General features: G+C 28.8%; 22 protein-coding genes. 8 read left to right on the top strand and 14 right to left on the bottom strand.

Going from position 1 to position 26,851, the window contains the following annotated elements; all coding sequences use genetic code 11:
• Nucleotides 1-19: 19 nt before the first annotated feature.
• From T514_RS0105540 to T514_RS25545, 7 genes are all read right to left on the bottom strand, one after another.
• The gene (locus T514_RS0105540) at nt 20-1,483 is read right to left on the bottom strand and encodes an AMP-binding protein (RefSeq protein WP_027623878.1); all 1,464 of its coding nucleotides are present in this window, start codon (nt 1,481-1,483) and stop codon (nt 20-22) included.
• Entirely contained in the window at nt 1,480-1,722 is a 243-nt protein-coding gene (locus T514_RS0105535; protein ID WP_027623877.1) for an acyl carrier protein, read from the bottom strand. Before T514_RS0105535 ends, T514_RS0105540 begins: the two co-directional genes overlap by 4 nt.
• A 650-nt stretch (nt 1,723-2,372) precedes the next feature.
• Nucleotides 2,373-3,035 (bottom strand): HD domain-containing protein, encoded by a 663-nt coding sequence (locus T514_RS0105525; protein WP_027623876.1) that lies wholly within the window; start codon nt 3,033-3,035, stop codon nt 2,373-2,375.
• A gap of 180 nt (nt 3,036-3,215) precedes the next feature.
• The gene (locus T514_RS23865) at nt 3,216-4,019 is read right to left on the bottom strand and encodes a Na-translocating system protein MpsC family protein (protein WP_242850556.1); all 804 of its coding nucleotides are present in this window, start codon (nt 4,017-4,019) and stop codon (nt 3,216-3,218) included.
• Between the two features lie 224 nt (nt 4,020-4,243).
• Nucleotides 4,244-5,959 carry a methyl-accepting chemotaxis protein gene (locus tag T514_RS0105515; RefSeq protein WP_027623875.1) on the bottom strand — a complete coding sequence of 572 codons (1,716 nt, stop codon included), beginning with the start codon at nt 5,957-5,959 and terminating at the stop codon, nt 4,244-4,246.
• A 76-nt stretch (nt 5,960-6,035) separates the two neighbouring features.
• Complete coding sequence (locus T514_RS23860) at nt 6,036-6,620, bottom strand: HD-GYP domain-containing protein (RefSeq protein ID WP_242850555.1); 585 nt, start codon at nt 6,618-6,620, stop codon at nt 6,036-6,038.
• Between the two features lie 353 nt (nt 6,621-6,973).
• Nucleotides 6,974-8,929 (bottom strand): response regulator, encoded by a 1,956-nt coding sequence (locus tag T514_RS25545; protein ID WP_051541794.1) that lies wholly within the window; start codon nt 8,927-8,929, stop codon nt 6,974-6,976.
• A gap of 143 nt (nt 8,930-9,072) precedes the next feature.
• On the opposite strand from T514_RS25545, the gene T514_RS23845 reads away from it, so the two are divergent.
• Both T514_RS23845 and T514_RS0105495 read left to right on the top strand, forming a co-directional pair.
• Complete coding sequence (locus T514_RS23845; RefSeq protein WP_242850554.1) at nt 9,073-10,113, top strand: PLL family lectin; 1,041 nt, start codon at nt 9,073-9,075, stop codon at nt 10,111-10,113.
• Between the two features lie 223 nt (nt 10,114-10,336).
• The gene (locus tag T514_RS0105495) at nt 10,337-11,218 is read left to right on the top strand and encodes an SDR family oxidoreductase (protein ID WP_027623874.1); all 882 of its coding nucleotides are present in this window, start codon (nt 10,337-10,339) and stop codon (nt 11,216-11,218) included.
• 128 nt (nt 11,219-11,346) lie between these two features.
• Here the strand turns inward: T514_RS0105495 and T514_RS0105490 are convergent, their stop codons facing one another.
• From T514_RS0105490 to T514_RS0105480, 3 genes are all read right to left on the bottom strand, one after another.
• The gene (locus tag T514_RS0105490) at nt 11,347-12,969 is read right to left on the bottom strand and encodes a SulP family inorganic anion transporter (protein ID WP_027623873.1); all 1,623 of its coding nucleotides are present in this window, start codon (nt 12,967-12,969) and stop codon (nt 11,347-11,349) included.
• A 14-nt stretch (nt 12,970-12,983) separates the two neighbouring features.
• Nucleotides 12,984-13,565, bottom strand: a complete 582-nt coding sequence (locus T514_RS0105485; RefSeq protein ID WP_027623872.1) for a TetR/AcrR family transcriptional regulator — start codon at nt 13,563-13,565, stop codon at nt 12,984-12,986.
• A gap of 422 nt (nt 13,566-13,987) precedes the next feature.
• Complete coding sequence (locus tag T514_RS0105480; RefSeq protein ID WP_051541792.1) at nt 13,988-14,503, bottom strand: iron dependent repressor, metal binding and dimerization domain protein; 516 nt, start codon at nt 14,501-14,503, stop codon at nt 13,988-13,990.
• A gap of 103 nt (nt 14,504-14,606) precedes the next feature.
• Here T514_RS0105480 and T514_RS0105475 point away from each other — a divergent pair, with 103 nt between their 5' ends.
• The 5 genes from T514_RS0105475 to T514_RS0105455 all read left to right on the top strand — a co-directional run bounded on the left by T514_RS0105475 (nt 14,607) and on the right by T514_RS0105455 (nt 19,549).
• On the top strand, nt 14,607-14,846 hold the full coding sequence (locus T514_RS0105475; protein WP_027623870.1) for a FeoA family protein: 240 nt from the start codon (nt 14,607-14,609) through the stop codon (nt 14,844-14,846).
• Between the two features lie 22 nt (nt 14,847-14,868).
• A complete protein-coding gene (gene feoB / locus T514_RS0105470) occupies nt 14,869-17,031 on the top strand; it encodes a ferrous iron transport protein B (RefSeq protein WP_027623869.1) in 2,163 nt (720 codons plus the stop codon).
• 344 nt (nt 17,032-17,375) lie between these two features.
• Nucleotides 17,376-18,197 carry a hypothetical protein gene (locus tag T514_RS0105465; RefSeq protein ID WP_027623868.1) on the top strand — a complete coding sequence of 274 codons (822 nt, stop codon included), beginning with the start codon at nt 17,376-17,378 and terminating at the stop codon, nt 18,195-18,197.
• Nucleotides 18,198-18,339: 142 nt separating this feature from the next.
• Entirely contained in the window at nt 18,340-18,924 is a 585-nt protein-coding gene (locus T514_RS0105460) for a hypothetical protein (protein WP_027623867.1), read from the top strand.
• Between the two features lie 55 nt (nt 18,925-18,979).
• On the top strand, nt 18,980-19,549 hold the full coding sequence (locus T514_RS0105455; RefSeq protein ID WP_027623866.1) for a hypothetical protein: 570 nt from the start codon (nt 18,980-18,982) through the stop codon (nt 19,547-19,549).
• Between the two features lie 51 nt (nt 19,550-19,600).
• Here T514_RS0105455 and T514_RS0105450 read toward each other — a convergent pair whose 3' ends face one another.
• The 4 genes from T514_RS0105450 to T514_RS0105435 form a co-directional block, all read right to left on the bottom strand.
• Nucleotides 19,601-19,924 (bottom strand): hypothetical protein, encoded by a 324-nt coding sequence (locus tag T514_RS0105450; RefSeq protein WP_027623865.1) that lies wholly within the window; start codon nt 19,922-19,924, stop codon nt 19,601-19,603.
• 698 nt (nt 19,925-20,622) lie between these two features.
• Nucleotides 20,623-23,874, bottom strand: coding sequence for a hypothetical protein (locus T514_RS0105445; protein ID WP_027623864.1), 3,252 nt, complete (start codon nt 23,872-23,874; stop codon nt 20,623-20,625).
• A gap of 254 nt (nt 23,875-24,128) precedes the next feature.
• Nucleotides 24,129-25,436, bottom strand: coding sequence for a right-handed parallel beta-helix repeat-containing protein (locus T514_RS0105440; RefSeq protein WP_156939798.1), 1,308 nt, complete (start codon nt 25,434-25,436; stop codon nt 24,129-24,131).
• Nucleotides 25,437-25,513: 77 nt separating this feature from the next.
• Nucleotides 25,514-26,353 (bottom strand): PrsW family intramembrane metalloprotease, encoded by an 840-nt coding sequence (locus T514_RS0105435; protein WP_027623862.1) that lies wholly within the window; start codon nt 26,351-26,353, stop codon nt 25,514-25,516.
• Between the two features lie 317 nt (nt 26,354-26,670).
• Here T514_RS0105435 and T514_RS26925 point away from each other — a divergent pair, with 317 nt between their 5' ends.
• Nucleotides 26,671-26,835: a hypothetical protein gene (locus tag T514_RS26925; RefSeq protein ID WP_169735803.1), complete on the top strand. Its 165-nt coding sequence runs from the start codon at nt 26,671-26,673 to the stop codon at nt 26,833-26,835.
• Nucleotides 26,836-26,851 lie beyond the last annotated feature (16 nt).

Below are 26,851 nucleotides of genomic sequence, written 5' to 3'. Positions count from 1 at the left end.
TTTATTTTTTTAATGTGCCTTAATTCATCTCTTTAAGTTTTTTTAACATTACCTTGCCTGATGAATTTTTAGGAAGATTTTTTAATATAGCTACATACTTTGGTATCTTATAGCTAGGAAGTTTAGTTTTACAGTATTCCATAATATCTCTACTATTTAAATTGGAATTTTTTGATACTATAAAAGCCTTTGCCGCTTCCCCCAAAATGTCATCTTCGACTCCAACCACAGCACATTCAATAACTCCATCTATTTGAAGTATTATATCTTCTATTTCCTTTGGGCTTATTCTATTGCCACCACTTTTTATAATATTTTTTTCTCTTGAAAGAATATATATATATCCATCTTTATCTACAGTACCTATATCCCCTGTATACAGATATCCATTTTTCAAAACTTTTTTTGTTTCTTCTTCATCATTAAAATATCCCTTCATTATATTCTTACCTTGAGCTACTATTTCCCCAATTTCCCCCAACTTTACTTCTCTTCCTTCTTTATTTAATACTTTAAGTTTTGTACCTGGGATACCATTGCCTATAGAACCCATTTTTTCTTTTAATAAATTGGGAGGAAGATATGATAGCCTAGCAGTAGCTTCTGTTTGTCCAAACATTATATAAATATCAACTTTAGGTAATATTTCAATTAATTCATTTATAAAAATATTAGCCATCCTTCCTCCTGCCTGAGTAATATATCTTAGAGAAGGGAATTTTCTATTTTTTATATCACTCATTTTTAAAAGTATTTGGAAATTACTTGGTACCCCAGCAAACCCTGTACACTTATAATGATTTATATCATTTAATACTGTTTCAGGAAACATAAATCTATTATTTATAACTAAACTTCCTCCAACCCTAAAATGAGTATGAAGAAGGGATGTACCATAGCAATAATAAAAAGGGAGTACTACCTCCATCCTATCCTCTTCTTTTAAATTTAAATATTGTATAATTGAATTAGTATTATATATTAAATTATTATGAGTTAACATTACTCCTTTAGGTTTAGCAGTAGAACCAGATGTAAATAATATTACTGCCACATCTTCACCGTCTGCTTCTTTATTAGTTTGGTTATACATAACTATTTCTAATTTATCTATATCTTCTTCGTTATAAATATCAATACCTGATATTTCACTAAGCTTTTTCATGAATTTTTTTTGAATAAATATATTTTTTATATTTAGAGATTTTAATATATAATCTATATCTTCCTTTGAGGAATTTGGATTTATTGGAACACATATTGTTCCATTTTTAATTATGCCAAAATAACACTGTATAAAAAATGTAGAGTTTTCCGAAATTAGCAAGGCTACGTCCTTACTATTTAGTCCCTTATCTTTTAACATTTTTTCTATGGCATTTACTTTGGAATATATTTTCTTATAGGATATTTCTTCTTTGCTTATTATCGCAGTTTTATCTAATTCTTTGGAGAACTCAAATATATAATCTGCAAAAGTCATAGTACCACTCCATACTTTTTAAGTACATTTTTTATATCTCCAATGTTATACATTCTCGATACATCTATTACATCTATAGCCATGCCGAAATTTTCTTCTAAAGCTGTTATCAATTCTACATGTGCTAAAGAATCCCAACCTTCTATCTCATCTGGGCCTAGTTCATCTTTTGTATATGAATCATCTTTTATATTAAATACATCACAAAGTATTTTGTTAAGTTTATCTATATTGCTCATTAATATACCTCCAAACAATTTAATTTTTTTATCCGATAGCTACGCTCCTTGATAAGTTCTTCTAAGGTTCAGATGGAGAGAGTAGTTCTCTTAAGCAAACTCCACCTGAACCTAAGAATCACTTGATAAATATATATAGCAAAAATCATACCACCCTTAAAAGGTAAAAAAAAATAGGTTTTGTTGTTAAACTGCAACAAAACCTATTTTTTTTAATTTATTAAAATAAAAAAGTTGTTATCGTAAGCTTAAAATCATGAACTAATGGGCAAAATTGCTAAAATGCAACGTGTTGCATTTTAGCAACATTCTTAAATAACCCAAATTATATCCAAATCTTTTAAAACAAGCTTTTCTATAAAAAATATTTTTTTAGTATCTATAACTATATTTTTGTCTAATTTTATGTTGCAAGGGAAAAATACTCTTACTCCTCTAACATTGTATACATCATATCCTTGCTTTTCTTCAACATTATTATACTGTATTCTTAAAATTGGACTATAGTACCTCCTGGTACTTCCACCTCCTCATCCAACCTTAATTTGATTTATAACCATATCTATTACTAAAGCTTTAGACTTTTTCTTTTCCATATATTTTATAGCATTTTCGGTAATTTCCATTTTCATACCATTCTCTCCTCCACTCTATTTAAATATATCTCTTTTAAGTGCATTAAAGAACTCATTCATAAATTTTAATCTTTCCTCTGCCATTTCTTTAGCCTTTTTTGTGTGTAACTTTTTACCAACGTTTTTTAATTTTAATTCATATTCCATATTTACAGTATGCTTACTAAAATCATTAATTATGCCATTTTCCATTATGTTTTTTGACTTATATTCTTCTGGTGACATATCTAAATATATACTTTGTCCAAATTCTCCAGCCAGCATATAAGCTCTTGCAATACCTACAGCTCCTATAGCATCTAGCTTGTCAGCATCAAATAAAATTTTTCCTTCTATTGTTTTTGGTTCATTTCCACTTCTAAATCTATGACACAATATACAATGTTTTATTTTTTGAATTTTTTCTTCTGAATATCCCTTATCCTTTAGTATTTTTTCTGCCATTATACTACCTAGAACTTCATGTTTAATAGTTCTCGTTGAATCTGAATCTTCCTTTGCCCTTGCAATATCATGAAGTAACGCTGCAAGGGATAGTACTTCTTCATCTACATTCTCCTCATATTTTGATAAATACGAGCATAAATTATAAACCCTTAATATATGATCTATATCATGGGCTGAACAAGATAATTCTTTTTGAACTATACTTAATATTTCATTATATTTTTTCTCCAAATCTAACCTCTCCTTTTTCATCTACAGTTTTATTTTTTAGTTTATAGAGGACAGTTAAAAGTTAAAAATTGAACATCCATGGATAATGCTTTTCCGTTAATATTAGGAAAAACTTAAAATTATTCTAAGTTTTTAAATTTTATAATTTCACATAGATAACTAAACTTAAAGACGTGGGAATTATTCCACGTCTTTTAAATTATTATTACCGCTTCCAACTACTTTATCAAATTGAATTTCAAAAATTATATGTTCCATATTTTCATTTACGTTTATGTTTATTTTATTCAATTTTACTACAAATCCTATAGTCTTAGAGATTATCTCTATTAAATAATTATCTATTTCTTTATAAAATAATTTCCTATAGTATTCTACTAACATGAAATTATCCCTATTATTTAACAACGTTTTTTCCATAAGAGTTAGTGCATCATATGTCTTAACTTCTACTACACTGCCTATAAAAAACACTTGGACATCCTTAGGTCCTTTTCCTGTAAGTTTCTTTAGAAGAAAAGAAATTTTAGTTTTTATCTCATCCTCAATAATTTTCCTTTCAACCTTGCTAAGTTGAGAAATTTCATATAACTTATTATTACTCTTTTTTCTATTAATAACCTTTAATAAAACTTTATTTAAAGATTGTAACATTTCTTCCTTTTCTATAGGTTTTACTAAATACTTATCAATTCCTATATCTACACTCTTTATTATATACTCTATATCTTCTACTTCAGTATTTATAATAATTCCACACTCTTGATCTATATCCCTTATCTTTTTTATCATTTCTATACCATTCATATTAGGCATTCTCAAATCTGATATAATTATTTGAGGTCTATTTTTTATAAATAATTCAAGTCCCTCTTTCCCATCTTTACCTACAAATAATTTCCCGATGAATTCTTTTAACATTTTTTTAGTTATAATTCTTGTTATTTCTTCATCTTCTACATATAAAAGCTTAATATTATTCATTATTTTATTAATTTTGTCCATTCCCCAATAAACACCTCAATTTTAACATATTATTCAAGGATTTTATGAATGGGCTATTGCTACAAATTCCATTATCCAACATAATTTTATCAAATTTATAAAGAATGTTCAAATATTATTTAATAAATGAAAAAGGATACATTTTATTCCAAAATATATCCTTTTAATATATTAATACTTTCTCATATAAAAATAAACTATTTCTAAGACACCTTAAATTTTTGAACTAATTCATTAAGTTTTTGTGCAAGTTCTGCCTGATTTTGTGCTGTATTAGCAACACTTTCCATAGCCTCAGTTGATTCATTAATATTTTCCTTTATTCCATTTAGATTTCCTGATGAGTTTTGGGCCATTTCCGCTACATTTTGAACTGCTTCACTAACTTGATTTATTGTTGCTGTAATTTGTTGTGTCATAGATGCTAACTCTTCTGACATATCATTGAAAAAGTTCCCATCCTGTCCATACTGTTCTGCTACATTAACAAAATTATCAAATTGAGTAGATACCTTTTCATTCATAAATTTTAATAATTCATTACTATTTTCACATATATTATTAAATGCTTCCTGAACTTCATCTACAGTAGCTTTAACATTTTCAACTGCTAAAGAAGATTGTTCTGCCAATTTTCTTACTTCTTCTGCAACTACTGCAAAACCTCTTCCTTGCCCACCTGCCCTTGCTGCTTCTATAGCTGCATTAAGAGCTAATAGATTTGTTTGTTCTGCTATGTTTCCAATTATATTTGCCATATCCTTAATTTCATGCACAACCTTACCTTTTTCAATATTTCTTAGCATATTTTTTTCTATATCATTATAAATTTCTTCTGTACTTCGGCTTGTTTCCTTAGTATCCTTTTCAATGTCAACTGCTCTCTGTTTTATTTTCATTGCATTACTACTTCCATCAACTGCTTTACCTGCTAGCATGGAAATACTTGATTCTATTTCTTGTACTGATGCTGATACTTCTTCGGCTGTTGCACTTGTTTCCTGTACTCCTGAATTTATCTCTGCTGTAGACCCATTTATATTTTCAAACATTGATGTCATCTCTTCAACAGCTGCAGACAATTCCTCGCTTGATGCACTCATATCTTGTGAACTATTCATGACATCTTTTATAAGAAAGCTTACGTTATCCTGTGCCCTATTTAAAGCTGTAGCCGTTTGTCCAAATTCATCATTTGATTGCACCATTAATGGTTCTGAAAAATTATACTCTGCTAACCTATCTGAAAAATCCTTTATTTTATTTAATGGTACAGTTATAGATCTTATTATTAAAATCGAACATGCTATTAACAATACAAATGATATAATAATTATAATAATAGTTAATCTAAGTGAATTATTAAAAGTAATTTTGTTGTTATGTACAGCATCTTCTGCCCAACTTTTATTCAATTCAGCTATTTTCTGTAATGTAGCTCCCATATTTTCTCGTGAATTTTTTAATTGAGTAAATTTTTCATTGGCTTCAACGATTTTATTTTGTACCATCAAATTTATATAGTTTTCCCTAACCTCTTCGTATTGTTTTAATTTTACTTCAAATTCATCTAAAAGTTTCTTATCTTCTTCTTTTGTAATAGCATTTCTATATACTTGAATATCCTTATTATAGTTTGCTGATAATTTATCAATTTCACTTTTTAGCTCATTTATTCTACCCTTATTTTCATTATTGGACATTAATTGCATATCAATATAAATTTTCGATAGATCTTTATCTATATCATTTATTGTATTTATCCCTATTATATTATCATAATATAATCCATCAGCAGCCTTATTAATTTTAGTCATACTTCCTATTCCTATTGCAGTAATAACAATCATTAAACATCCAACTAATAAAAAACTTAATATTAACTTTAAAGATATCTTTAAATTATTTAAAAGTTTCATATACATTCCTCCATTTTTATCTTAAGTTATTTCTTTAAATCTTATTTTCTCTTTTATGTTATAATTTCTGTGCAACTTATGATATATTCTTACTAATTAACATTTCCTTTATATTTCTATTTACAAGATTAATAAATATTTCAAATAACTTAGGGTCATACATATACTTTTCACACTCCATAATTTCTAATGCACTTGCTATACTATATGCCTTTCTATAAGGTCTATTTGTGGTTAATGCATCAAAAACATCTGCTATACGAATTATGCGTGAATAAACTGGTATTTGTTCGCCACATAAACCATAGTATCCGCTTCCATCGTAGTTTTCATGGTGAAATTTAATAATATCGCAAAAGTCTTTACACTGCTTATTTTCTATTAATATATCTGCTCCATATTTAGCATGCTGTTTAATAATTTCAAATTCAAAATTTGTTAGTTTACCTTTTTTATTAAGTATATTTGAAGGTATTCTTGACTTTCCAATGTCATGACTTAATGCAGCTAAAATTAAAGTATTAGTTTGTTTAGAACAATAATTCATATATTGAGCTATCCTTTTTGTATAAGCAGCTACCCTCTTACTATGTAAAAAAGTTTCTATATTTATATTCTCACCCTTAACAACCTTAAAATTAGTATTTAATAAATAGTTCATTTTCACCATTACTCCCCCCATAAAAAAACTGTGACCAATTTTTTAATTAACAAGTTAATACAAGCTAATTGACAGGTCAAATAAAAAAGCCAGCGTAGTTGGTTTTTAAAATATGTAAAAACTAACTACGCTGGCTTATATCTAGCAGAATAAACACTTACTCTCTATCAATCATACCAGTTATTTTATATTTTTTATCACAATAATTTAACAAACTATCAATATACTTATAGCAAAATAACTACTTATTCTCTATTAGTCTTATTGATAACATATAACTTGTTTTTATACTAAAATATTACACTATAACTACTTAAAAGTCAATTTTTCAGAAAATTAACATATATAGTCTTTTAATTATTACAATACTTTATAAGTTCCTTTTTAAATTCTCCTATGTCTCCATTTATTTCATCTATTAAATTATATATAGAATTTATATCTCCTGCAATAGCCATTTCTTTAATTGTATTTAAGTTTTCTGTAACTTTTGTTAACTTAAAGTTTGAAATGGCTCCTTTTAATTTATGTATTACCTCTCTAAGTTCTACTATTTTCCCACTACCTGCAAACTCTATTATCTCATCCATCTGTTCTTTAGAAAACATTTCTATTATTTTATTACCCAATTCCAATATTAATTGTGTATTTCCTCCTAAAACTTTATCTAATCTTTTAAATCCATTAGAATATTCATCATTTAAATGTATATCATCTTGTTTAATAACATCTTCATAGCTAAGTTTTAAATGCTTGTTTACCATTTCATATAATTTCTCTTTATCTATTGGCTTAGACAAATAATCATCCATACCCAATTGGATGAGCTTTTCCTTATCCTCCTCTAATGCATATGCTGTTAATGCAATTATAGGTATTTTCTTAAACCTTTTTTCTTGTTTAATTACCCTCATTGCCTCCACTCCATTCATCTCCGGCATGGAAATGTCCATAAGTATTAAATCATAGTTATCATTTTTTAATGCTTCTATTGCCTTTTTACCATTATTTACAATATTGCTTTTCCAACCAAACATTCTTATTAATTCATTAATTACCATCTGATTAACTAAATTATCTTCCGCTACTAATATTTTTATTTTATTTTCATTTTTTAATTCTATGGACTTCATTTTAATCTGATCATCATTATTTATACATTTAATATTCTTTTTAACTTTATCGCACAATATAAATGGAATGATGATATAGATGTTATTTTTAAAGCAATCATCATTGCTAATACCAATGTCTCCATTTATATCTTTTATTAATTGTCTAGTTACCTCATATGAATTAAAACACTCTTTATTTTTTCTTTCATTTATTTTTTTCCCTAAATATAGTATTTCAAACTTCAATTTAATTCCATGTTTATTATTATAATTCATAAATTTCTCTTGAACTTTTACATTAACTTGAATTTGACTACAGGCACTCAAATTTATTGCAATAGACATTATATTTATCAGCACCTGTTGCAATTTTAGTTCATTCCCAATAACACATTTATCAACATTCTTATCAATGTTATAATTTATATTAAGTTTCATTTCTTGTTGTTTAGCTGAAAACATATTTTGAATACTATTCATAAGCTTATGAACAGTAAATTCTTTATAGTTTACTGGTAACTTATTTACTCCAGTTTTACAGTTATATAATATGTTATCTACATTTTCCAATAAGGCAGTTGCTGAATCTTTAATGGCATTCATGTATTTTTTTTGCTTAGTATCTAAATCATCCTTTAATAAAATATCTGTTAATCCAACGATTCCATTCATCGGCGTCCTTATTTCATGGCTTATATTTCTTAAAAAATTGTATTTCTCCTTATATTCCTCTGAAATATCTAATTTTCTTTTAAGTAAATACTTCATAGTATTAATGTTATCTGTTATATTTAATGAACATATACCTATTTGTATAATATTCCCCTTTTCATCTTTAATAGGTACTAGCTCTATTTGATAATATTCTATTTCACTTTGTTTTACTAATACTTCTTCATTAGTAATAATACTTTTTCCTTTAAAAGCAATTGATACTTTTTCTTTAATTCTGCCTATAAAATTTTCTTTCATATTATTTTTTTCATACTTTTCAATTATATCTAAAATATTCATTCCTATTTTAACATCTATGCCCAATAGCCTTTTCATAAATTTTTTGTGGCCATTATTTAGCATTATATATTTATATGATTGATCCAAAATTAAAATAGCTACACTATCAAAACCTTCAAGCATAGTATTTAGCCAACCATTTTCCTTTGAATATAACTGTTCATTCTTATACAACTTCATCTTTACTTTCCTTCCATTTAATATATATTTTTACATCACATTTCATTTTCGACTAATATCTATCAAACCTTGACGATAAGTTAATTTTGTAACACATTTTAAAAAATTGAATATAATATAATAGCATTATATGGAGGAATATTATGGAAAACTATAATTATCCTATGTTTTATCCTTATCAAATTAATCCTTATTATGACTTTGGCCCCTATGGTTATTACCCTAATTTCTTTATTGATGTATATCCATTTTATAACTTTAGACCACCTTATATGTGGTATTACGGAAGACCTTTGTATGAAGACTATTGGCATACAATGCCTTGGGACTACAGATCCAAACTAGATATAATAAATGATGATACTTTGCTTAGAGCATGGTCCAATTGGGAAACAATCCCTGGAACTATTACATCAGGTCTAGGTGTAGCTTCTTGGAAACCAAATAGATTAGATATTTTTTCAAGAGGGAGGAAAAATGAATTAATTCACAAATGGTGGGATGGACGCAGATGGAGCGACTGGGAGGATCTTGCTGGGAAACTCACTTCTTCTCCTAGTGCTGTATCTTGGAGCCCTAATAGAATTGATGTAGTAGTTAGAGGTACTGATAATGCTATGTACCACAAATGGTGGGATGGCCGTAAATGGAGTGACTGGGAATCCCTAGGTGGAGTACTTACTTCTGCCCCTTCAATATGTTCTTGGGCAGCTAATAGATTGGATTGTTTTGTAAAAGGTACTGATGATCAATTATACCACAAATGGTGGGATGGGCGTAGATGGAGTGATTGGGAGGCCTTAGGGGGAAAACTCACTTCAGCTCCTGGTTCAGTATCTTGGGGCCCTAATAGAATTGATGTATTTGCAAGAGGCACTAAAAATACCTTGATTCATAAATGGTGGGACGGTTCCCGTTGGAGCAATTGGGAAGATCTTGGTGGTGTTTTATCCTCAGCTCCTTGCGCTTCCTCTAGAGGAACTAATAGAATTGATTGTTTTGCTAGAGGAAATAATAATCAGCTTATTTATAGATTCTGGAACGGATCTACATGGAGTACCTGGAGAAACCTTGGCGGATATCTAACTTCTGAACCCGCTTCAGTATCCTGGAATCCTAATAGAATTGACGTATTTGCTAAGGGAAGAAATGATTCTGTAATTCACAGATACTTTACTCGTTGAGGACAGAACGATTATAAGATATAAAGAGTAAATACGAAAGATTTTCTTTCGTTGTTCTTTAGAAAATCTTTTAATTTAAACTTTTAATAAGGAAAATTTATATTGAGTTTTCCTTATTTTTATTTATAATATTGAAACTTATAATCTAAATAAAAGTATTTTTCTATAACAAATTACTAATAATAAATCTTGAGAGTAAACTTTTGAAAGGATGATATTACATATGGATAAGGAATTAGATTTTATTAAAAGCTTCCCAAAATCCTTGCCTGGCCAGCATCAGAGTAAACACCCTGGCATGGAGTGTACTCTGAATCCAAAGCCAATTTTTGACAATCCTAATTATACAGCTTCAAATAAATTAAATGATAAAGTTGCTTTAATCACTGGTGGAGATAGTGGTATCGGAAGAGCTGTAGCTGTAGCCTATGCTAAGGAAGGCGCAAATTTAGCTATTGTATATTACGATGAGCATGAAGATGCAGAAGAAACTAAAAAAATAATAGAAAGTTTAGGACGAAAATGTTTATTAATTCCTGGAGATATAACAGATAATAAATTCTGCAATAATGCCATACAAAAAACTATTAATGAATTTAAACAACTAAATATTTTAGTAAATAATGCAGCGGTACAATATGCTCAAAATAGCATTTTAGATATTACAGATGAGCAGCTTGAAAAAACCTTTAAAACTAATATATTTAGTATGTTTTATTTAGTAAGAGCTGCCCTCCCTTATTTAAAAGAAGGTAGCTCAATAATAAATACTGCTTCCATAACTGCATATAAAGGTGATGAAAGATTAATTGATTATTCCTGTACCAAAGGTGCTATAGTTACATTTACACGTTCTATGGCTCTTTCTTTGGCAAAAATGGGAGTAAGGGTTAATGCAGTAGCTCCAGGACCTGTGTGGACACCATTAATACCATCTTCTTTTGATGTAGGTGAAGTTGCTACTTTTGGAACGGATACAGCTATGGGCAGACCTGCTCAACCAGTAGAACTTGCATCAACCTACGTTTTTCTAGCTTCCAATGATGCTTCTTTTATTACCGGAGAAATAGTTCACGTTAATGGTGGAAAAATTGTTAATGGCTAATTTATTTTATAAAAAATCAATATTTAATACCAAATAACAACAGCCTTGCATAATGCAAGGCTGTTAATTATAATATTTTTTATACCAATAAAAAATTATTTTCCTTATTCTTCACTGCTCATCTTTCACTATTTTACTATTGCTTTAGCTTGACATAACGCCTCATGAAGTGCCTCGCCATGGCTATGGAAAAATCTCTTTTCATCATGTCTTCCATGAATATTCATTCTCTTAATAAGTTTTAACGGCTGCTCTTGTACTTCAGAGTAAATAAGCCTAACATGATGCTTTTTACAATGAGCATGAATATCTTTCAATGCGTTATATGCAGATGCATCCATAACTGGAACTTTGGTCATCTTTAATATTACAACTTCTGTTTCATCCTTTATTTCATGAGCAATGTCTTTAAGGTTTTGCGCCACTGCAAAAAAGAAAGGTCCACTTATCTCATATAATAATACCTTATCATCTAATTCTCTTTCCGAAGTTACAGAAGATATTTTTGTATGTTCACACATCTTCTTCATAAATAAAAACATGGATAATACCATACCTATTTCAATGGCCATTACTAAATCAAATACTACTGTTAAAGTAAATGTAAGCATAAGTACTGTAACTTCTCCCCTAGGAGCTTTTAAAAGCGCTTTGAAAGTTCTCCAATTGCTCATATTGTAAGATACTACCATAAGTATTGCTCCTAAAGCAGTCATTGGAATTAATTTTGCAAAAGGCATAAATAGTAACATAATAAATAAAAGTGCAACAGCATGAACCATACCTGCTATAGGAGTTTTTCCTCCACTTTTTACATTGGCTGCTGTTCTTGCAATAGCTCCTGTGGCAGGTATTCCACCAAATAGTCCTGAGGCAATATTTGCTACTCCTTGAGCAATCAATTCCGCATTTGAATCATGCTTATCCCCTATCATTCCGTCTGCTACTACTGCTGAAAGTAGTGATTCTATTCCTGCTAAAATAGCAATAGTAATTGCAGGACCCATTAATTGCCTAATTACATTCATATCCATTATAGGCATAACTGGTTTAGGAATAGCTGAAGATATCTCTCCAAAACGACTTCCTATAGTTTCTACAGGTAAATTAAATGCCTTTACAGCTATAGTAGCAAAAATTAAGGCTATTAATGAACCTGGAATTGTTTTATTAATCTTTGGCCAATAAATTATAATTAATAATGATATAAGTCCTATTAACAAAGCAGAATGATTAATTGTGTTTATATGTGTAATGTAGCTATACCACTTAGGTATAAACTCTGAAGGAACATTTTTTATGTTTAATCCTAAAAAGTCTTTAATTTGTGTAGAAAATAATACTACTGCAATACCAGCAGTAAATCCTATAGTAATAGTATAAGGTATGTATTTAACTAAATCACCAAATTTTAATAATCCAAATACTACTAAAAATGCACCTGCCATAATAGTAGCAATAGTCAGCCCTTGAATACCATATTTTTCGATTATACCATATACGATAACTACAAATGCTCCTGTAGGTCCTCCAATTTGAACTCTACTTCCACCTAAAAGTGATATAATAAATCCTGCTATTATGGCTGTAATAAGCCCCTTTTCAGGAGATACTCCTGATGAAATACCTAAAGCCACAGATAATGGTAACGCAATGATTGCCACAATTATTCCTGCAATAAAATCTTTCATTAACTGTTCTTTTTGCAGTCCTTCTTCTTTAACAATAGAAAACAACTTTGGTGTGAACATTTACTATACTCCTCCTATTTTTTAATTCCCCTCCAAAAATTTTCCCATATACTATGATAATACTGGGTTAAATCTTCCTCTTTGTAAATTATTACACTATCTAATATCCCATGAATAGTAGCAAAATAACTTAATACAATAGGCTGAACAGACTGTTTTATTATTATCTCTTCCTCCATACCCTTTAAAATAAGGCCCTCAACTGCATGATATCTGTCATTTAATAGTTGCTTAGCTTTTTCTATTAACGCTACTTCAAATCCCTTAGGTGGTAAAAGCGTTATCCTCTTCCAAAAATATAACTTTTCCAAAGAATCATAGTAATTTAGTATAGCTACAAATGTTTTTTCTAATATTTTTTCTATACTATGTTCATTTTCAGAAAAGCTATCGATTTCCTCATTTATTTTTAAAAAGTACTTGTCTATTTCTCCCTCTATAACCTTATGCAACAAATCCTCCTTGCTTTGGAAATGTGCATAAATAGATGGTTTCTTAATTTCTACTTCTTCCGCCACCTCATTTAAGGAAAAGTCCGGACCTTTTTCTGCAAAAAGTCGAAAAGCTGACTCTAATAATTTTTGTTTTGTATACATTTTACGTCTCCTTTAACTACCTATCGTTAGGAAGGCTATATTATTAGCTTATATTTTTATTAACAACTTGTCAAGAATTCTTCACAAAAACTTAACATTTTTCATATAATAAATATTAAACACTTATGTAGAGGTATGTATGATTGTAATTGACTTATCCTACCCAAGGAAACTTATCCAACGCAATGTTAATCATTCTTCATTTTTCAGATGGTGCTCTATAATGTTGCTCTGGCTGCTCTTCCCCTATCTAAAACTTTGGGCAATAATATAGATAATATACATTTTCTCTATTCTAATATTTTTGCTATATTAGAAACTATGAAATCTATAAATTACTATAAATTTAATGCTATGAAAGATTTTATATCATTGAAAAAGCATAAGCAGAGTTAATTAACTCTGCTTACCTCAATTATGAATCATTTATTCTTTGTATATTCTAAAAATCTTTTTTTAACATCATAATTGTCTTTGAAGAAATAATTTAATCTCTCAATTTTATTTAAGGCATCATTAGTAATATTATGTTCCATAAGCTCAATATTGACCAATATTTCCTCTTTGACTCCGATAGTTTTAAAAAAATCTTCTATTATCTCATGTCTATTTAAAAGAAATTCCCCCATAGCTTCTCCTTTTTGTGTTAATTGAATTATTCCATACTTTTCATAGTTAACGAACTCCAACTTGGTTAACTTTTGTACCATTTTTGTGGCAGAAGGTGGTTGCACATTAAGAGATTCTGCAAGAACGTTAATGCGTGTATATCCTTCCTCTAAACTTTTTCTGTAAATCATCTCCAAATAATCTTCCATACTATGGGTTAAAACATTCTTTTCCTTTTCTAAAATTTCATATCCTCGAACAGTATAGAAATCTCCCTTGCTCAATATAAAACACCTCCTCTTTATAAATATATGTGTAACCAAATCCATTAATTAGTAATATATTATAAATAGATATATTAAAAACTTTCACAGGACTAACTTTTAATAAGAATATGAATTATACTATGTAATATTTATGGAGGTATTTTTTATGGAAAATCCAATAATCCCTTTAAATCTTATTCCTATAGGAAGCACTGCTAAAGTAACAGAACTAACTTCTGAAGGAATTTCTAGACGAAGAATGTTAGATCTTGGTCTTATTGCAGGTACAGAAGTTGAATCTTTAAGACAAAGCCCCTCAGGAGATCCAATAGCATATGAAATTCGTGGTACTGTAATTGCTCTTCGCTCTGAAGAAGCGAGTAAAATATTAGTTCAATTAATGTAATAATTTTTTTGGAGGTTAAATCATGGGCCTAACTAGTCAATCTACTGGAGCAGGTGCTCTAAAAGAAATGCTAGATATAAAACTAACTTCACCAAATGATATTGTTGTAGCTTTAGCTGGCAATCCAAACACCGGTAAAAGTACTGTATTTAACAGTTTAACTGGATTAAATCAGCATACTGGGAACTGGACAGGAAAAACAGTAACTACGGCACAAGGTAATTACAAATTTAAAGATAACAATTTTATTTTAGTAGATTTACCTGGAACCTATTCATTACTTTCTAATTCTGCAGAAGAAGAAATTGCTAGGGACTTTATATGTTTTGCTAATCCCCATGCTACTATAGTTGTAACAGATGCTACTTCCTTACAACGCAATTTAAATCTAGTACTTCAAATACTTGAAATGACTGATAAGGTAGTAGTCTGTGTAAATTTAATGGATGAAGCTAAAAGGAAAAAAATTCAAATAGATATTGATAAGCTGTCAAAACTTTTAGGAGTACCTGTAATAGGCACTAATGCAAGAGATGGTGAAGGTTTAAATGATTTAATGGAAGCGGTGCTTCAAGTTTCCCAAGGGAAACTTGAAACTATTCCATTAAAGGTTCAATATAATGAATCTATAGAAAATAAAATAAGTTTCTTAGAAAAAGAAGTATCTCCATTAGTAAAAAATAAGGTAAATACTAGATGGTTATGTCTAAAACTCTTAGATAATGATAAAACTATAATGAATTCTATAAATAAATATATAGGATTTGACATAGAAAAAAAATTATCTCTTTTAAATAATGCTTATTCTAAAATAGATTATAATTGTTCAGCTTGTTTAAATTGTGATGTTAAAAATACCAGTTTAAGAGATAAAATTGTAGAAAGTATTGTTACTTTAGCAGAAGGAATAAGTAACAAGGTAGTTGCATTTAAAAATGAGAACTATAATTATTTTGATAGAAAAGTAGATAACATATTAACTTCTAAAATCTTTGGTATTCCTATTATGATATGTATGTTAGCTATAATATTTTGGATTACAATTAAAGGAGCTAACTATCCCTCAGAAGCACTTGCTAATATGTTTGGCATTATAGAAGATAAACTTACTTATTTATTTTTAAATAATGGTTGGCCTGAATGGCTTTATGGAGTTTTAGTTCTGGGAATTTATAAAACTTTAGCTTGGGTTATATCTGTTATGTTACCTCCTATGGCTATATTCTTTCCATTGTTTACTCTTCTAGAAGACTTGGGATATTTACCTAGAGTGGCTTTTAACTTAGATAACTTTTTTAAAAAAGCTTGCGCTCACGGTAAACAGGCATTAACTATGTGCATGGGATTTGGCTGTAATGCTGCCGGAGTTGTAGGATGTAGAATAATAGATTCTCCACGAGAGCGGTTAATTGCCATTATTACTAACTTTTTTGTACCATGTAATGGTCGTTTTCCTACATTAATTGCTATTACTACTATATTTATAGCTGGATCCGCAGGAAATGAACAAAAAAGCATAATTGCTGCTCTATCTATTACTGCAGTAATCATACTTGGTGTTATTATGACTCTACTAGTTTCAAAAATTTTATCAAAAACTTTACTTAAAGGAATTCCTTCATCTTTTACATTAGAACTTCCTCCTTATAGAAAGCCTCAAATAGGTAGAATAATTGTACGTTCAATTCTAGATAGAACTATATTTGTATTAGGAAGAGCTATAATAGTTGCAGCACCAGCTGGACTTATAATATGGTTATTTGCAAATATTAAAGTTGGTAATATGAGTATACTTGCTCATGCTGCAGGATTTCTAAATCCCTTTGCCTATTTAATTGGTATGGATGGATATATATTAATGGCATTTATTCTTGGACTTCCTGCTAATGAAATTGTTATGCCTATTTTGATAATGAGCTATATGGCTACAGGCTCAATGTTGGAATTAGAAAATTTATCAGCTCTAAGAGACTTATTAATCTCAAATGGTTGGACTTGGCTTACAGCAATAAATGTAATGCTATTTTGCTTAATGCATTTTCCATGTGCCACTACTCTTTTAACTATAAAAAGAGAAACTAAAAGTTTAAAATGGACAGTAGTTTCCTTTTTAGTTCCCACAACAGCAGGATTATTAATATGTTTTATAGTAACAACTTTTTTTAGAGCACTAGGTTTTGCATAATAACTAATTTATAATAATTTAAATGAAACAAAGCTGAACTTTGAAAATAATTGTATTAAAGTTCAGCTTTTTTATTTTTCATCTTTTTATTATGGTAATTATTTTTAACTTAATCATATTATGAATATATACAGTAAATTTATCCGATGACTACCCGCTTTAATACTCCCATCGCACTCTGTGAAAGCGATTCACACCAAATCAAAGATTTGGGTTCTCTGCTTTTCTTTAAAGTTGGAATAAAGAGCGGTTACGTCCCTGGATAACGATTTCTAAGCTTCAGTAGGAGCAAAAACTCCTTCTGAAGCCAAGAACTCTGTTTATATAGAAAGGAGATTATATTAATGTCATTTTTTAAGAATATAATTCTTAAAAACAATTTCACTACAAAAAAACTCCTTATTAAAGGCGATAATCCTATTAATATTCAAGTGATTGGTGATGGAGTTAATATTGATAATATAGATGTATGTCTTTCTGGTGATAATCTCCAAAAATCATACGTTAAGTTATCTGGTAATTTTAATAATTCCAATATAAATTTAAATACTTCATGTACACTAGAGGCTGATACTAATTTTAAAATAAATCTTCCAATAGTTTTAAATACTACTTCTTCAGATACTGTAGTATTAATGGGGAATTTCACTCAAACAAATGGGATAGTGCTAAATAAAACTTCTAATATTTTTGCCAGTGATGCTCTTCCCCCTAAAAACTTAATATTAAAAATATCGCCTATTGATTCTAGCAGTACAATATATCTTAATGGGAATTTTCTAAACACAACAATTGTTGTAGATAAACCAACAAATATAAAATGTAATGGACTTATTGGTGAACTTGTAATCCAACAACCTGCCAATAATACTCTTATTCAATTAGAATCTGATACTTCTATTGGTAAACTTAAAGCTAACTCTAAAGTTTATTTAGAAGGTGAAAGTTCCTCTATAAATAAAACTATTAAGAATGCTGAAGGAATTTCTAATATAAAAATAAGAGGAATATATGAATATGTTAAATTTGAAAATGGTTTAGGAACACTAAAAACTCGAATATCTAATGAAGGAATGTACTATTTAACAGGTGCAATCAATAATGGAAGTAAAGATATTTTAATAGGAGAAAAAGTTGAAGTAAAAATATTAAAGGACCCAAAATAACTATGAACCAAAATCTCCCCTTTGAATACTATATTATTAGAGAACAAAAGATATGTTAACTATAATTGTATTTTCACAAAAGCTTTAATACTTAGGAAGAATTTATTCTTCTTAATAATATTAAAATAAGGGGAGATTTTTTATGGCAAATGCTTATAGTTTGTCAATGACTAGCATAGCTTTAGATAAAGTAGCAATTACAGTAGGAAGTAGAACTGGTGACGCTTTAGTAAAAGCAGATGTTATAATAAGAAAATATAATTCAGGTACAAGTGCTTTTGAAAATTTTACAGCTTTTGATTTAGCTGCTGATCCTGCTCCAACAGCTACTACTGCAACAATAGATCCAACAGTAGATTTTTCACAAACTGATATTTTCTTAATTCAAATAAGTGATGCAAATGGTAAATCTGATAGAATATTATTAGATTTTGCTGAAGATTATACTGGACATGATGCTAGCTATAGTTATGAAATGCCAGCTGAAACTGGTGACTATAAATTAACATTAGATAAAGTAAATGGCCAAGATTTTAGTGCTGTTCAAAGTGCTCAATTTAGATCTGGTAATGCTCCTGATACAGCTCATAGCTCAATAACTCTTCCAAAAAATTATCTAGTTAAGTATGCAGGAAGTATAATAACCGCTACAGTAACCTTAAACAACGCTGCTGGTGATGCTGTAGAAGGAAATTATGAAGTATCCTTTGCCGCTGATCTTCAATAGTATGCTTAATAGCCAGAAGACTTAGTCTTCTGGCTTTGTTAAAGGAATGATTATTATGTCTAAGAATTTATTAGATTTAAGCGTATTAGATATAGACATTAATTCATTGTTGATATCACTAAATCCTCCTTTACCAAATTTGAGTATGGATGATGTTAAATTAACATTAAATGATGTACCTTTCACATCATTTAATTTACACGATGAAAGTTCGGGACTTGGTGGAAAATATAAAATCATACCTTTAAATTCATTTAACCCAAATGACTTTATATCTTTACAAATTATTAATGATAATTATGATTCCAATAAATTCAAACTTTGCTTTTCTAAATATTTTGTTAATAGAAAAGCAGATTTAAGCTTTAAACTTCCAGATAATAAGTCTGGAACCTATAAGTTTAAGATTGTTTCTATAAATGGTGAAGAATTTAATATAGAGTCTGAGCCTTTTATTATATGTAGAGATATAAATACAGAAGACTCTTCTATTTCATTAAAGGGCAGCGGCATTTATTATGAAAATCAAGATATTGTTTTAGATATAAATTTGAAAACTATTGATGATGAAAATGTTCCCGATGGATATTATTTAATTAAAATAAATCAAACTCCTATGTGGTAAAAATATACCCCTAAACTCTAAAAACTAACGAGTTTAAGGGTATATCTCTTATTATACAGTAATCATATCAGATGGAGTACTTCCATCTATATCAACGTTTCCTTGATAAACGTCCAAATACAAAGTTCCTATTATATTTAGGCTTAATAAATTGACTTGCTGTCCACTGGATAGCTTGCCTGTAACTTTTACATCTCCAATAATTTCTGTTACTTCATCTTCTAGTCCATAATTTATATATAACTGATTATCTTTTACTAATAATATATAATTATATCCAGTTAACCTTCCACCTTTAAACGGATTATCTTCTGCTCTTTCTAACGGCTGTACAACTATTATATTATACTGATAGGTAATCCTTGTTAGTATCAAACTATACGGATTTTCCCCCAGTCCACACCGTGCATGATAGTTTTCCATCACACGGCGTTCCATCCATATATAGCAAAAATCAATGGGGTTTTTCTATACTATGGACTGAATCCCTTGGCTCTGTCTGTTTTTTCCTCATTATCTATAATTCCATGTGTTTATTAAATATAATAGAGGCAGACTTTCATAGCTACTATGGATTCGCTGACTTTTCATATACTTCATTAGAGCTAACCCTCTTCCATATACAAAATCTCAAACGTTTCACTTTGCCTATCCCTTTTTTTGATTTCCTTAGGCCCCCACTATACATATTAAACTAAATAGGTTTAATAGTCTAAATTATTCCTATTCTCATTTCTATATTTCAAAAGAAAGAATTTAAACCAACCCGACAATGGCTTAAATAAATTTAATATGCTTCAATCATGGGTTCGATTTCCTAGCCATAGAAACCTTTTAAAGACCCCCGCATCATAATAGATTACGACTTCACCTAGCTTCATACATTTAAATAGTTAGTTTTAAATGCATGTAGGAGTATTAGGGTATAACCTAAAAAAGACTATTAATTATAAATAGAATTTTCATCTATCATCTCAGCAAAGCAATTCGGATACAATAAATCCCTAATTCCATAAGAAATTAGGGATTCATCTCCTACCTATTTCACTATAATTAGTTTATTAGGTAACGTTTCACACATCGGTTGGTACACCCGTTGGATTATAACTAGCATATAAGAATAAAATATTTCTTATATCTTTTACTGTATTAAATTTACTATCTATACCTGGTATATATTTTACAGATTTTATTTCAGAAGTATTAGCTGAACCTGTTTCATCATTGCTGAATTCTAATACAACTTTTTTGCTTTCTACCAGAGCTAGTGTTACTTTATTGCTATTAGTGTATGGTGCGCTAATAAATCCATTTTCAGTTTTACTCATTATATCAACTGATCCAAAAGATTCATTTCCTGATATTATCATATAAATATTAGACGTATCCTTAACTATATTTAATTTGCCAGCTGGTATGTCAAATGGATTTTTTCCATCCCATGGAATATAGCTTGAAGGATCAGTTTCAAATGTGGTATTAGTAATTAATGTTTTTGGATCAATTTCATTATCAAATTCTATAGTAACTTTATTATTAGCCAATCCTACAGAACTGCTTCTTCCCCATATAATTGATTTTGCTATAAATTTTGATACTTCCATTGGCTCAAATACTTTAATTGTATTTCCATCAGTATCCTTTGTTCCTATTAGCTCTTCAGGAACTGCTAAGCTTACTTGTAGTTTATCATTATAATACAGTTGTTGATTCATTTCTAACAACAATTGAAATACTTTATCATTATCAAAACTTTGTCCATCCCACTTTATTGATATAGTATTTTCATCATTCAATGTACATCTAAAATCACTTGCATCAAAAGTACCTATAGATTTATTGAATACCATTCTTAATACAGCTGATTTATTATCGCTAAATACTAAACTAATAGCCTCTAATTCAGCCTTTAATTTATTTATAGCTTTTCCGTCAGTAGATTTGCCACTAGCTATTGGATATCCATAAATATCCTTAGATACTATATCTGAATCCTTGGTCTTTATAAATACTGTATTACTTGATGCATCAAAGGTATCTTTAGCGAAATTAAATTCTATAATATTATCTTCCTTTGCTATAACTTGTAAAGGAATGATTGGCTTGCCTGGATTTGTTCCTAATATTACTATAAAGTCCTTTGGATCTAATAAAGCCTTATCTAGCTCATTTTTACCTAAATATTTATACAAAAGTTGAGAATCTGAGAATACAGCAACTACTCCATTGGAAATATCAAACTCTTCAATTTTTTCTTTTATTTGCTGCAACTCCTCTAATGGATAGATATTATTAGCTATATTCTGTACATACACTGGTTCCTTAAGTTTTGAATATCCTATATGAACTAAATAATTTGGATCTACTACTAAAGGCAGCATACTGAAACTGCTTGGTAATGTAATTCTAACCCATTTATTATCATTCATAGCTAACATAGTAGTATCTGTTGGTAGAACTTCTTTCTTACTCTGCGGACCATTAACTCTTCTATCTTCAATTAAATAATTTTCTCTTTCTATTATAGAATGAGGAGGTAAAAGTTGCATTGTTTCATCAAACTTTATAATCATTGCTCTATTTCTAAATGTAATACTTAATACCTTTGGTGCAGTATTATCTATAACATCAAAATCTTCTTCCTGCTCATCCATAACTAGTCCTAAGGTGTCTTGTATTCCACTGGCAAATAATTTATATTTTCCTTCATCCAATTTGCTAGTAGTTAATATTGCCGAGAAGTCATTATTATTATATTGTATTGTGCTATCTATTAAAAATTCTTTTCCGTCTAAATTTTTAATTTTATAATATTTTGAATTTCTTACTCCTCCATCACCATCAGTATCCTTCATAGCTTTTGAGAAGGTAACCTTTACTCCAGTTTTTTCATCATTTCCTAGTGTTAGAACTTGTTCAGCTTTAACCATCTTAGGTGGTACTTCTATAACTTCAATACCAGGAAAAGGTTTTTTCATTGTTTTATATCCATTAGCATCAGTTATTCTATCTATTGTTATATCTACTTTTCCAATTGGTAAATGATTTGAACTATTAAGTTTATATCTTAAAGTGTCAAAAGCATTTCCTTCTCTTGTTACTGATTCAATATTGTACATATTGTTATTAACATATATCACATTTCTTTCACTATATAAATTTAATACTGGTTTATCAAATTTTACAATAATTTCATTAACATTAATAACAGTTACATTTTGAGGAATAGCTGCATTAGCACCTTTTTGAGGAGCGAATTCTCCGGCCATTATTGGAACAATTCTTCCCTCATCAGAAAAGTCCTTTAACATATTTTCTTTATTTAAAAAACTTTGCTCTTTACTAAAATTTGCTATTACGTAATGGGTTCCTATTGGCATAGATATTTTATTAAATTGAATTTCCATAGATCTATAGTCTTTAGCAACCCTAACTATTGATTCATAACTATCTGCTCCATCTTCTTCTATTGTGCTTTCAATGCTACCATACCATAGTGCCCCCTCAGTACTATTTATGCCAATTACGTCCTTATCATAGTATACTATATAAAAGTTACCCAATATGTCATCTTTTATATAACTTAAATTTTGGATTGGCACATTAAATTTTACATTTAGTATTCTGTCTCCAAAAACCCCTGTGGTTATTTTTAATGGTGGCTCTGTAGATAAGCCAACTGTAAATTCTGTTTCTGCTTCTTCAGATCCTTTTTTAAGTTTTACTTTGTATTTAACATCAGTTTCAAATCTGCCATTAGCTACTAATACTTTTTTATTGTTAGCAGGTTCAACTGAATCATTTACAGCTGTAACTTCAACATTTTGTGTAATATTGTCTTTGTATACTTTAAAAATCTCGCTTCCACTAAAAACTTGATTTGCTAATATAGTTACAGTTTTGTTATTGACATTTATAGCCTGAATTTGTAACGGCGTTGTACCTTGGGCTATAAGAGTTTCTGTACTCTCCATATATAATCCTCCTTTACTTGAATTAATTATTAATTTATCATCGGATGTATTTACAATAGTCATTTTTATATTTATATCTTCTATATTTATAGTAAATACAAGTGTGACTTCTGCATTTCCTCTTATTGGAATTGTATATTTTTGTATTAAATCTTCTCCATGCCTTACTCCTATACTATCTGCTTCATTTAGGCTACTTAATAGAAGCTTTAATTTTATTTCATAAGTTCCTTTATCTAAGAATTGAATTTCTCTCGTATTTTCTAAATATTTAATACCATTACTTCCTAAATAATGTACAGGAATTCTAGAGTTAATATTTGTCCCATTTGGTATTACTAATAACTGCATTTCACTTTCATAGCCTTTGTAAATTTCTTTTACCCCATTGAACTTCCTTGGACCATATATTTTCCCCCTTAATTACTTGTCTAATAATTATACAAATAATTAATTTATTATATTCCTTGTTTATATTATGCTTATCAAATGTAATTTGTCACTGTTAATGTGAAATACGTTCCTTAAATTACTTCTATCTATTACAGCAAGTAAAAAAACACACACCAATTAAATTTAGTGTGTGTCTTATATAAAAGTACACTTTATTTCTTATTTTTAGCATAGTCCATGCTTTGGCAAATGCTAACAACTGCATTATTTAATATGCAGTTCTTTATTTTTCCTGATCCATTCATATATATGTATTGCTGCTCTAATACATTTTCAACAATGCAATTCCTTATTTCTGTACCTCTTATATTTTCAGGCCAAATGGATATTCCTCTTCTTCTAATATTCTTAATGTGTATATTTACAAATTTATTATTATTATTTATTTCTCCTTCATATCTAATTCCATCTCTAAAATAACATATATCTTTCCTTAACTTACCATTTCCCTTTCCATCTATAGTTAAATTCTTTATAAATAAGTTACTGCTATTGATCCTTAGTCCATATTGAGTAAAATCCTCATCATAATTTTCACTTGGAATTATTGATACATCATCCTCACCTATTATAGCTATCTCTTTAGTAATACATATATTGCCATAATATTTCCCTTTAGAAAGCAATATTATATTTCCGTTATCACTATTCTGTATAGCCTTATCTAATTCTTCTCCATTACTAACCTTGAAAGTTTTAGTGCTAATATGATTAAATATCCCATAACCCTTTACTAGTGCATATCCATTATTTATACTTAATATCCTTGCAAAATTTATGCCATCTGTTACCAACCTCACCTTATCTTTACCTAAATTTACTCCTGTTGAAAAAGCTATAGCTATGCCTTTTTCTTTAAATTCAAAAGTATTATAAATTACATTGTATAAATTTTCTATAACAGATCCCTGTCCTAAATTTTTAATACCTATCAATATATTACTAAACTTATTATTTATTATTTTACCTAAAATATTATTTTCGTTAACTTCTATTCCTGTATCTACATTATTAATATACGAATTCATCAAAGTAATTTTACTTCCACTATTCTTTTCTAAATTTATTCCAACAGTTTCTTCCAAATTGCATCCATCAATGATTATTCCATCCAAAACAACCTCTGCCCCACCTAAAATATGTATAATTACATCATTTCTATATGTTTTAGATTTATTAATAAATTTTACTCTTTGTAAAAAAGCATCTGCTTTAATTACTATTTCATCTATAAAAACAGCTCCATCACTTCCTACTATAATCTTATTATCTAGTGATATTGTTATTTTATTATTCAATAAATTATATTCCCCATCCTCTAAAAATATAATTTCTGTATCTTTATCATTTAAAGCCTTTTGCAACTCTATACCATTAACAACTTTTTTATATTTTTTATCTTTATAATTGGTTTTTATATCCATATTTGATTTGGTATTTTTATCTTTAAATTTACTCAAAGTTTCACCTTCTTCATACACGTTCTTAATAATATATATGAAAAAAGTGCCTCTTTTATTTGTACATAAGAAGTTTTCTATTGTTTAATATCCTCTATTGCCTGTCTTTTGGCTTGGAGCCATAATCTTATAAGAATAAAAATGCCTGTAAAGCCTACTATAAATTGTCCTATAAAGACAGCTACTGCTGTTGGCATAATAATTTGCATAATAGAAGGTATCCCATCCCAAAGCCCATGTAATAAAACTACTACTATATAAGCTCTTATAACCTTCTTGTTTATAGTAAAATGTCCAATCCTATTCTCCCTAACAAATATTCCAGCTAAAATAGCTGTCCAAGTCCCATGCCCTAAAGGCGCTAATATTCCTCTTAGCATAGTAATATAAACAGTAAGTGATAAGCTTCCTTTGCTATTCAAGAAAAATGTAAAAGCATATCCTATACTTTCCAATGCTGCAAATCCCATACCTGCTGCCGCCCCCAATATTATACCGTCTATCTCTAACTTATGTCTTTTACGTTTATATATAAATAATACTCCTAAAGCTTTTGTAAACTCTTCAATAACTCCAACTATTATAGCGTCTTTAAAATTTAAGCCATGAATAAAAATAGGTTCTAGTATAGCTGCTGCAAAAGTTCCTAGAAAACCTCCATAAAAGAAAGCTGCCACAGTATCTGTCATGTTTATATTACTTAAACGTCTTTTTTCATAAAAAAAAGCCACATATGTTACAGGTATAAGAAAATTTCCTAACATAACTATTGAGGGAAATAGTATAGGATTTCCAGTCCATATCAAAACTATTAATCCTAATATATAAGTTATAAGCCCTATAATAAATAATTTGTACCACTTGTATCTTCTTATTTCTTTATAGCTTCTTTTGTTTATTAAACTATTCTCTTCCATATAAAAACCTCATTTCATGCACACTAAATAATTTAGTTATCTGTCTACCATTCTCCATGCTGTTTTATAGCACACCTCTAATATTCCATTCTCATCACTACTTTTACACGGTCTTATTATAATTTCTGACATATTATTTCCCACCTGATTTATCTCTAACTTTTTACTGTATCTAAATATTTTTTCATTAATTAATATTCCCTATACAGACCTTTAAATTCCTTAAACATTCCTCTATAATATAAAGTTTTTCATAACATATAATTTTTTATTGTATAATAACATTATAGTTTAATAAATATGGTGGGGGTATAAGAATGTTTATTATGTTATCACTTGTAACTGCACTTATAGGTGTATTTATTGGTTCTAAATTTGATAATACTACCTTGTTTGGTATAATAGGATTTTTAATTCCATCAATTTATATTCTTGATAAATTGGATACTGATATAAGAAAATTCATCAATAATTCTAAGTAAAAATCAATTTAGGCTC

Origin of the sequence: Clostridium lundense DSM 17049, from assembly GCF_000619945.1 — a bacterium.
Classification (GTDB): Bacteria; Bacillota; Clostridia; order Clostridiales; family Clostridiaceae; genus Clostridium_AO; species Clostridium_AO lundense.
The sequence above is the reverse complement of the archived record's forward strand: the minus strand, read 5'-3'. Positions and strand labels throughout refer to the sequence as shown.